Annotated in this window: 1 protein-coding gene; it reads right to left on the bottom strand. The window is 71.0% G+C overall.

Going from position 1 to position 1,273, the window contains the following annotated elements; genetic code table 11:
• Positions 1-151: 151 nt before the first annotated feature.
• Positions 152-1,273, bottom strand: a 1,122-nt coding sequence (locus Y706_RS26070; RefSeq protein WP_084476207.1) for an ADP-ribosylglycohydrolase family protein, incomplete at its 5' end; no start/stop codon positions are given.

The raw sequence follows: 1,273 nt of genomic DNA on the forward strand, positions 1-1,273 counted from the left end.
GGATGGGCATGTCCTTCGCTGCGGGGCGGTACGGGGCATGTCCCGCGGACAAGCCGGGCCGCGGCTTCCGGACGCAGCCGGCTGCGTTGCGCAAATGCCGGAGACTCGACACCTGGCGTGCACTGGCCCGGCCGAGTGTTGGCCGCCGAAGCTATGAGCCAGTGACAGCGGTCAGCTTCGAGGCCATGCCCCGGATGACCTCCGGCGCCTGCAGCGCCGCCAGCCAGTCTGCCGGCAGGCACCGCTCGCCGTAGAACGCGCCCAGGATGTTCCCGGCGATCGACGCCGTCGAATCGCTGTCCCCGCTGTGGTTCACCGCCACCGCGATCGCGGCACGGAAATGCGTCTGGGCGGGGTCGGCCCCGGCGGCGTCCGCAGTCCCGGTGTCCGCCGTCCCTGTTCCTTTTCCTGTCCCCGTTCCCGGGGCTGTGGCCAGCACGGCGTACAGCGCGACGGCGAGGGCTTCCTCGGCCACCCACCCCTCGCCGAGTTCGCCAACCAGGTCCTCGGGGCTGAGCACGTCTCCGCCGCCGGGCAGGTCTCCGGCCAACCGCAGGGCCGCCTGCAGCCGCGCCACCACCTCCGGATCCGGATTTTCGCCCTTGCGCAGGATGCCGCCGAGCAACTGCCCGAGGGCCGATTCCGCCGCTTCGCGCAGCCCGTGGCCGGAGGACAGGGCATGGATGAGAAGGCTGAAAACTCCGGCGCTCTGCCGTGCCGCGGGGTGGCCGTGCGTCAGGGACGCGGCATCGGCACTGAGCTTATAGACAGTTTCCGCTTCGAGGTGGGGGATCAGGCCGAAGGGCGCCGACCGCATCACGGTGCCGCAGCCCTTCGAATCCGGATTGACCGGCCGCTTCACGGTACCCATCTCGCCCGTGGCCAGTCCGCTCAGGCACGCTTTGCCGGGCGAACGCCGGCTCTTCAGGACATCCTGGGCATCGATCCAGCGCGGCGGCTGGAACGGGGCCGACGCCGGCACGGCGACGCCCTGGGTGCCCAGCCAGCGCAGGTACGCGAGCCACAGGCACGCGTTGATGTCCGCCGCCACGCCGTCGTTGGCCCATTCCAGCGCCTCGAGGAGGCCGTCGGCGGTGTACAGCGTCATTTGCGTGTCGTCCGAAAACGGGCTGCCGGCGTCGAGCGCGGAAAAATCCTGCAGGCCCGCGGGGCCGAACCGGGCGCGGATGGCGGAAATGCTGTCGAACTCGACGGCGTAGCCCAGCGAATCTCCGAGCGCGCCGCCCAGCAGGCAGCCGTGGATGCGCGAGCC

Origin of the sequence: Arthrobacter sp. I3 (assembly GCF_000520575.1) — a bacterium.
Taxonomy (GTDB): domain Bacteria; phylum Actinomycetota; class Actinomycetes; order Actinomycetales; family Micrococcaceae; genus Arthrobacter; species Arthrobacter humicola_A.